We start from the raw sequence: 7276 nt of genomic DNA, 5'->3' as shown, positions 1-7276 counted from the left end.
CCGGGCAAGCAGATCGTCAACGGCCTCGTGCATCTGCCGCTCATCCTGCCGCCGGTGGTGACGGGTTACCTGCTCCTCCTGACCTTCGGGCCGCAGGGGCCGGCGGGGCGGGCGCTCGCCGAGGTCGGCGTGGTCTTCGGCTTCCGCTGGACGGGGGCGGCGCTCGCCGCGGCGGTCATGGCCTTTCCGCTGATGGTGCGCGCCATGCGCCTCTCGATCGAGGCGGTGGACCCGAAGCTCGAGGCCGCCGGCGCGACGCTGGGCGCCTCGCCGCCCTGGGTCTTCGTGACCGTCACCCTGCCGCTCGTCCTGCCCGGCGTGCTCGCGGGGGCGGTGCTCGCCTTCGCCAAGGCGATGGGCGAGTTCGGCGCGACGATCACCTTCGTCTCGAACATCCCCGGCGAGACGCGCACGATCCCCTCGGCGATCTACGCCTTTTTGCAGGTGCCGGGGGGCGAGGGGGCGGCGCTGCGGCTGGTCGCGGTCTCGGTCGCCGTGGCGATGGGCGCGCTTCTCCTGTCGGAATGGCTGGCGCGGCGCGTGGCGCGGCGGGTGGGCGGCGCATGACGCTGGAGGTGCGGCTCCGCCACGGCTTCGGGGGCTTCACGCTCGACGCGGGGTTCGAGGCGCCGCCGGGTGTTACCGTGCTTTTCGGGCGCTCGGGCTCGGGCAAGACGACGATCGTCAACGCGGTCGCGGGGCTCCTGCGGCCCGAGGCGGGGCGCATTGCGCTCGACGGGCGCGTTCTCGTGGACACCGAGCGGCGCGTCTGGCGGCCGCCGCACCGGCGCCGCCTCGGCACGATCTTTCAGGAGGGGCGGCTCTTTCCGCATCTCACCGTGCGGCAGAACCTTCGCTACGGCGCGTGGTTCGCGCCGAAGGGTGCGCGGCGCGAGGACACGGGCCGCGTGGTCGAGATGCTGGGGATCGGGCCGCTGCTCGACCGGCGGCCCGGCGCGCTTTCTGGCGGCGAGAAGCAGCGCGTGGCGATCGGGCGCGCGCTGCTGTCGGCGCCGGCGGCGATCCTCGCCGACGAGCCGCTCGCCGCGCTCGACGCCGCGCGCAAGGCCGAGATCCTGCCCTACTTCGAGCGGCTGCGCGACGAGGTGGCGGTGCCGATCCTCTACGTCAGCCACGCCGCCTCCGAGGTGGCGCGGCTCGCCACCACGGTCGTCGCGCTGGAGGCCGGCCGCGTCGTGGCAACGGGCACGGCGGCGGAGGTGCTGGGCGATCCGGGCGTCACGCCGCTCGGCCCGCGGGAGGCGGGCGCGGTGCTTGAGACGCGCATCGCGGCGCATCACGCCGACGGGCTGACCGAGCTCGACGCGGGCGGTGCGGCGCTCTTCCTGCCGCGGCTCGCGCAGGCCACGGGCGCGGCCGTGCGGGTACGCGTCGCCGCGCACGACGTGATCCTTGCGCGGGAGGCGCCGCGCGGGCTTTCGGCGCTCAACGTGCTTGCGGGGACCGTGCGCGAGGTACGCCCGGGCGAGGGGCCGGGCGCGCTCGTCGCGCTGGACACGGCCGCCGGGCGGCTGCTCGCCCGGGTGACGCGGCGCTCGGTGGCGGCGCTCTCGCTCGGCCCGGGCGTGCCGGTGCACGCCATCGTCAAGACGGTCTCCGTCGCGCCGGGGGACGTGGGCGGGTGAGCGGGACCCGTCGCGCGCCGCGACGCCTTTCCCGCAGAGGCCCGACGCGCTAAGGAGCGGCCATGCGGTGGACCCTGCCCAATGTGCTGACCATCCTGCGCCTGCTCGCCGCGCCCGGCGTGGCGGTGATGTTCCTTTACTTCAACCGGCTCTGGGCGGACTGGTTCGCGCTGACCCTCTTCCTCGCCGCGGCGGCGACCGACTGGATCGACGGCCGCCTCGCGCGCGCCTGGGGGCAGGAGACGCGGCTCGGCGCGATGCTGGACCCGATCGCGGACAAGGCGATGGTGGTGATCGCGCTCATGGTGATCGTGGGATACTCCTCTTACTCGCCGTGGATCGTGCTGCCGGCGACGATGATCGTCTTCCGCGAGATCTTCGTCTCGGGCCTGCGCGAGTTCCTGGGCGCCGCGGCCGGGACGCTCAAGGTCACGAAGCTCGCCAAGTGGAAGACGACGCTGCAGATGCTCGCCATCGCGATCCTCTTTGCGCAGGGGGTATTCGAGCATTATCTCGGGCTGGAGCGCTCCGGCATGGGGCCGGAGCGGGTCGCGGCGGTGCTGGCGGGAGAGGCCGAGGACGTGCACGGGCTGCGCTGGATGCACCGGGGCATGCTGGCCACGGGGTATGCCGGGCTCACGCTGCTCTGGATCGCGGCGTTGCTGACGCTCGTCACCGGCTGGGAGTATTTCCGCAAGGCGCTGCCCCATCTGAAGGACTGACGCGATGGACGTTCTCTATTTCGCCTGGGTGCGCGAACGCATCGGCCTGCCGCGCGAGCGCGTCGAGACCGAGGCGGCGACGGTCGCCGACCTCGTCGAGGAGCTCCGCGCGCGGGAGGAGCGCTACGCCATGGCCTTCGCCGATCTCGCGGCGCTGCGCGTCGCCGTCGATCAGGAGCTCTCCGATTTCGACGCGCCGCTCGCCGGCGTGCGCGAGGTCGCCTTCTTCCCGCCGATGACGGGGGGCTGAGCGATGCGCGTCGCGGTGCAGGAGGCGCCCTTCGACTACGGCGCGGAATGCGGCGCCTTCGCCGCGCGGCAGGGGGGGCAGGGGGCCGTGGTCACCTTCGCCGGGATCGTGCGCGACACGCCCGAGGGCGACCTCGAGGCGATGGAGATCGAGCATTACCCCGGCATGACCGAAAAGGCGCTCGAACAGATTGCGGCGGAAGCGCGCGAGCGCTGGGCCTTGGGCGACGTGGCGGTGATCCACCGTCACGGGCGCATGGCGCCGGGCGAGGTGATCATGATGGTCGCCACCGCCGCACCGCACCGCGCCGACGCCTTCGCCGCGGCGGAGTTCCTGATGGATTACCTGAAGTCCCGCGCCCCCTTCTGGAAGCGCGAGATCACTGCGCGCGGCGCCGGCTGGGTCGAGGCGCGCGCGGCCGACGAGGCGGCGCTCGACCGCTGGTGATGGTGGTGCGTGCGGAGCACGCACCCTACCGGCGGGCCTCCCGCATCGGGAGGTGGTGCGTCAGGGGGCGCCGGTGCGGAGCCCGAAGGTCATGCCGGCGTCGTCGGGGCGGACCGACGGGCTCATCGCCTCGACCCCTCGTGGCCTCAGGGCGCGGGTCGCCCGGGGCGGGCGTCGGGCTTTCGCGGGTCCTGCGCTGAAGGCGCCTTGACCAGAGCCGGGGCCGCGCGTCGAGGACGGGCGCTGCGACGCGGCCCCGAGCGCCATGCCGGGGGCACCGAGCCCGCGGCCTGCGCGGCGGGCGGACGCCGCCGTCACAGGATGCCTCCGCCGGCCTGCCTCGCGCGGGGCCGTGGCGACCTGCGTCAGAGCTATCGGTCGCTGTCTCCCTTGCGCGGGCTGTCCTCGGCCGGCCAGCGGCGGCCGCCGTCGGGTCGCCGCCCCGCGGGACGACGCATGGTGAGGCAGAGGCGCGCAGGCTCAGCCCGCTTCCATCCGCTCCAGCCGGGCGCGCAGTTCCTCGGCCTCGCGCCGGGCGTCGCGCAGCCCCTCCATCGCCGCGGCGCGCTCCGCTTCGGCCTGGTGAAGCTGGTTGGAAAGGTCCGCCTCGCGCTGCTGCATGTAGGTGATCGCCTGATCGCGGGTCTCTTCCGCGTCGTGGAGTTCCTGCGCCATGCGCTCCATCTCGTTCATGTCCGTGCGCGAGACGCGGGTGAAGCGGTGCAGCAGCCAGTGCGCGAACCAGCCGAGGCAGAAGGCGACGAAGAGGATGGCCGCCGTTGCGATCACGAAATCGGTGCGCGTCATCCCTCCTCCCCTCCGTCCGCCGGCCCGGTTCCTTCCGCAGAGCCGCCCTCCGTCTCCGTGTCGTCGGGGCGGATCACGTGGAACTCGATGCGGCGGTTCGCCTCGCGGCCTTCCTCGGTGTCATTGTCCGCGATCGGCTCTTCTTCGCCATAGCCCTGCGCGCGGAACGAGGCGGTCAGGACGCGGCGGTCGCGCAACTCGTTCAGCACTGCCTGCGCCCGCGCCTCGCTCAGGTCGAGGTTCATCGATTCGCGCCCCTGGCTGTCGGTGTGCCCGGCGATCTCGAGCGGGATCGCCCCGCAGGCGCGCAGCACGTCCGCGATGTCGTCCATCACGCGCCGGGCCCCCTGGTCGAGGGTGGCCGACCCCGGCTCGAAGCTGATCTTGCGCTCGTCCAGAAGCCCGCGGATCTCGGCCACGCATTCTTCCGGCGTGGGTTTCGCGGCCTCGGGGTCGAGGTCCTCGCGGTAGGCCACGTCGAGGGTCAGCCCCTGCGTGCTGCCGAGCTTCTCGGCGATGAGCGCCGTGATGTCCGCGCCCGCCTCGGCGTTTCCGGTTTCGCCCCGGATCTCGATCGCGTCGGGCGTGACCACGAGCGCGCCGCGCGCGAGTTCGGCCAGCCCCTCGATCCCGGCCAGCACCCGTGTCTGCCAGCCCTGCGGCAGGCCCTCGCGCACCTCGGTCGAGGTGTGGACTACCGCGCTGCCGAAACGCGCCTGGGCAAGGCTGTCGGCGATGACGCGCGCGCTCTCGTTCGCCAGCGGTCCGCGCAGCTGCACCGCACCCTCGGGGCTGAGCGTGGCGATGAACTCGGGGGCGTCGTCCTCGGGCTCGCGGTCAGCGGGGGCAGGCAGCACGGCGTCGAGCCGGTAGACCTCCGGCAGCGCGGCGGTGAGCTCCTGCACCACCGTCTCGAAGCGGTCCCGCTCGGTGCCGCGCGGCGCGGCGAGCGCGATTTCCGTGTCCGTCATCGTCAGCGTTCCGCCGCCGATGCGATCGAGCGCGGCGAGCGACAGCTCCGCCGCGTCCGCCCAGTGGGCGCCCGGCGCGCCGAGGCCCAGCCGGCAGTCGGCCTTGCCCTCGAGCCCGGCCTCGCCGGCGGCGCGCAGGATGCGCGCGCGCCCGTCCTCGGTTCCCGCGGCGCAGGCGTCGAAGCGCGCGCCCCCCTCGTCCTTCACGAAGCGCAGGGTGAAGGGCGCGATGACCGGCCGCGGCGCCGTGATCTGTAGCGCGAGGCGCACCGCCTCCGGCGTGTCGCGCGCGATCTCGGCCTCGAGCCGGCGCTTCTGTGCCGCGCTGTCTGCGGCGCCACTCACCGTCACGCGCCCCGCCTCGACCGTGACCTTGGCGCGCGGCAGCCGCGCCAGCGCGTCGAGGCCCGCCCCGAGCGCCCGGCGCCAGCCCTCCGGCACCGGGTGGTCCGCCGTCTCCAGCAGGTCGGAGACCGGCACGCCCTCGGCCACCCGTTCCACCTTCCTGCGCAGCGCGTCGCGGTCGGTGGCGGCGGGCACGAGGCCGATCAGCGTGAGTCCGCCGTCGTGGCGCAGGATCTCGATCGAGAAGCGCGGCGGCGCCGGGCGGTCGGCCTCGGCCACGTTAACGTCGTCGATGAGCCGGGTGGCGTCCACCACTTCGCCCGCGGCCGACAGCGCACGGAAGCGCGCCGCCTCCGAGGGGGCGGTGCCGATCAGGAAGACCTGCAGCCCGTAAGCGTCCACCTCGGCCCAGTCGATGCCTGCCCGGTCGAGCGCGGCGCGCACGCCGATCTCGGATTCGTCCTCGACGAGCCTGACAGCGACCGCGGCGCTGGCGGCGCTGATCAGAAGGGCGGCGCCGAAGATGGCGGCGGTGAGAACGAGAGGGGACAGGCGCATCGGCGGTCGGGTCTCCGGGCGGTGGCGCGAACCTAGGCCCAGCCCGCGCCCGATGCAATCATCGCCCGTGCGTCATGCCACCGCGCTCAGGCGAAGAGCGCCGCCAGCGCGAAGAAGGGCACGACGACGAGCCCCGCGTCCCGATTCGCCCGGAAGAGCGAGAGAAGCCGCCCGTGGTCGTCGAGATCGAGCCGGCGCAGCTGCCACGTCAGGTGCCAGCCGAAGGCCAGCGGCCCGCCGAGCGCGATCATCAACGCGAGGATCTCGCCCCGCGGCGCCGCGCCGAGCACCGCAAGCCCCATCAGCGCCACGGCGGCGACCAGGAAACGGCGCAGCCAGCGCGGGGTGTCCGCGCCGAAGAGACGCGCGGTGGATTTCACGCCGATCAGCGCGTCGTCCTCGCGGTCCTGATGGGCGTAGATGGTATCGTAGAAAAGCGTCCAGAAGATGCCGGCCAGATAGAGCGCCACCGCCGGCCAGGCGAGCGCGCCGGTGTGCGCCGTGAAGGCCAGGAGCGCGCCCCAGTTGAAGGCGAGCCCGAGGAAGACCTGCGGCCACCAGGTGAAGCGCTTGGCGAAGGGATAGACCGCCACCGGCAACAGCGCGAGGATGCCGAGCGCGATGGCGGCCGTGTTGAACGTGAGCAGGATCCCGAAGGCCACGAGCGCCTGCGCGCCCATCCAGAGGATCGCGCCGCGCACCGTGACCTGCCCCGAGGGGATCGGCCGCTGCGCCGTGCGCCAGACGCCGCCGTCGATGTCGCGGTCGGTCACGTCGTTCCAGGTGCAGCCGGCGCCCCGCATCAGCCACGCGCCGATCGCGCAGCCCGCGAAGATCCAGAGGTCGTGCGGCCGCGCGCTGCCGGTCGCGAAGATGCCGAGCGTCAGCCCCCACCAGCACGGCAGCAGGAGAAGCCACGTGCCGATCGGCCGGTCCGCCCGCGAGAGCCGCAGGTACGGCTTCCATGCGGCGGGCGCGCGTCGATCGACCCAGTTGCCGCTCACCGCGTCGGCGATCGGGCCGGGCTGACGCTCTCGGGGGGCGTCGGTGGGCATGGGCGACCTCCACCTCTGTCGCGGTCGCTGCTTCAATAGGGCAGGCAGCGGGCCGCTTGCAAACGCTTCCCCCCGGCGCGGGGCGGCGTTAGAGGGGCGCCATGGCCCCGCGCGTGCGCCTTTTCGTCGAGCATCCCCTGTCCGAGGGCGCCCGCGTGCCCCTCGACCGGGCTCAGGCGCATTATCTCTTCAACGTCATGCGCCTCGGCGAAGGGGCGGAGATCGCGGTCTTCGACGGGCGCGCGGGCGAATGGGCGGCGCAGGTGGTCGAGGCGGGCAAGCGCGGCGGCGCGCTGGAATGCCGCAGGTGCACGGCGCCGCAGGGCGACCCGCCCGATGTCTGGCTCGTCTTCGCGCCCGTGAAGAAGGCGCGCACCGATTTCATCGTCGAGAAGGCGGTGGAGATGGGCGCGCGCCGGATCGTGCCGGTGCAGACCGATCACACCAACGCCGAGCGCATCCGCCGCGACCGGCT

9 protein-coding genes are annotated in these 7276 nt (G+C 73.6%); 6 read left to right on the top strand and 3 right to left on the bottom strand.

Annotated features, from left to right (window positions below):
* The 5 genes from modB to ACESL7_RS10755 form a co-directional block, all read left to right on the top strand.
* Window positions 1-567: molybdate ABC transporter permease subunit (gene modB, locus ACESL7_RS10775; RefSeq protein ID WP_372893327.1), on the top strand; the 567-nt coding region annotated here is incomplete at its 5' end.
* On the top strand, window positions 564-1646 hold the full coding sequence (modC, locus tag ACESL7_RS10770; RefSeq protein WP_372893326.1) for a molybdenum ABC transporter ATP-binding protein: 1083 nt from the start codon (window positions 564-566) through the stop codon (window positions 1644-1646). The genes modB and modC, both read left to right, overlap by 4 nt.
* A gap of 62 nt (window positions 1647-1708) precedes the next feature.
* Window positions 1709-2368 (top strand): CDP-diacylglycerol--glycerol-3-phosphate 3-phosphatidyltransferase, encoded by a 660-nt coding sequence (pgsA, locus tag ACESL7_RS10765; protein ID WP_372893325.1) that lies wholly within the window; start codon window positions 1709-1711, stop codon window positions 2366-2368.
* A 4-nt stretch (window positions 2369-2372) separates the two neighbouring features.
* Window positions 2373-2618: a molybdopterin converting factor subunit 1 gene (gene moaD, locus ACESL7_RS10760; protein WP_115980326.1), complete on the top strand. Its 246-nt coding sequence runs from the start codon at window positions 2373-2375 to the stop codon at window positions 2616-2618.
* Window positions 2619-2621: 3 nt separating this feature from the next.
* The gene (locus ACESL7_RS10755; RefSeq protein ID WP_372893324.1) at window positions 2622-3065 is read left to right on the top strand and encodes a molybdenum cofactor biosynthesis protein MoaE; all 444 of its coding nucleotides are present in this window, start codon (window positions 2622-2624) and stop codon (window positions 3063-3065) included.
* Window positions 3066-3545: 480 nt separating this feature from the next.
* Here the strand turns inward: ACESL7_RS10755 and ACESL7_RS10750 are convergent, their stop codons facing one another.
* From ACESL7_RS10750 to ubiA, 3 genes are all read right to left on the bottom strand, one after another.
* Window positions 3546-3872: a hypothetical protein gene (locus ACESL7_RS10750; RefSeq protein WP_372893323.1), complete on the bottom strand. Its 327-nt coding sequence runs from the start codon at window positions 3870-3872 to the stop codon at window positions 3546-3548.
* Window positions 3869-5746: an OmpA family protein gene (locus ACESL7_RS10745; protein ID WP_372893322.1), complete on the bottom strand. Its 1878-nt coding sequence runs from the start codon at window positions 5744-5746 to the stop codon at window positions 3869-3871. The genes ACESL7_RS10750 and ACESL7_RS10745 overlap by 4 nt, the downstream gene beginning before the upstream one ends.
* A gap of 86 nt (window positions 5747-5832) precedes the next feature.
* Complete coding sequence (ubiA, locus tag ACESL7_RS10740; protein ID WP_372893321.1) at window positions 5833-6801, bottom strand: 4-hydroxybenzoate octaprenyltransferase; 969 nt, start codon at window positions 6799-6801, stop codon at window positions 5833-5835.
* A 101-nt stretch (window positions 6802-6902) separates the two neighbouring features.
* On the opposite strand from ubiA, the gene ACESL7_RS10735 reads away from it, so the two are divergent.
* Window positions 6903-7276: RsmE family RNA methyltransferase (locus ACESL7_RS10735; protein ID WP_372893320.1), on the top strand; the 374-nt coding region annotated here is incomplete at its 3' end.

The sequence above is a fragment of the Rhodosalinus sp. genome, assembly GCF_041685465.1.
In the GTDB taxonomy this organism is placed as follows: Bacteria; Pseudomonadota; Alphaproteobacteria; order Rhodobacterales; family Rhodobacteraceae; genus Rhodosalinus.
Note: the sequence above shows the minus strand (reverse complement) of the source record. Positions and strands in the feature narration are given on the sequence as shown.

Bases quoted from the DNA above. Each gene is read 5' to 3' on its own strand.
- modC (WP_372893326.1), top strand. From the start codon at position 564: ATGACGCTGGAGGTGCGGCTCCGCCACGGCTTCGGGGGCTTCACGCTC.
- pgsA (WP_372893325.1), top strand. From the start codon at position 1,709: ATGCGGTGGACCCTGCCCAATGTGCTGACCATCCTGCGCCTGCTCGCC.
- moaD (WP_115980326.1), top strand. From the start codon at position 2,373: ATGGACGTTCTCTATTTCGCCTGGGTGCGCGAACGCATCGGCCTGCCG.
- ACESL7_RS10755 (WP_372893324.1), top strand. From the start codon at position 2,622: ATGCGCGTCGCGGTGCAGGAGGCGCCCTTCGACTACGGCGCGGAATGC.
- ACESL7_RS10750 (WP_372893323.1), bottom strand. From the start codon at position 3,872: ATGACGCGCACCGATTTCGTGATCGCAACGGCGGCCATCCTCTTCGTC.
- ACESL7_RS10745 (WP_372893322.1), bottom strand. From the start codon at position 5,746: ATGCGCCTGTCCCCTCTCGTTCTCACCGCCGCCATCTTCGGCGCCGCC.
- ubiA (WP_372893321.1), bottom strand. From the start codon at position 6,801: ATGCCCACCGACGCCCCCCGAGAGCGTCAGCCCGGCCCGATCGCCGAC.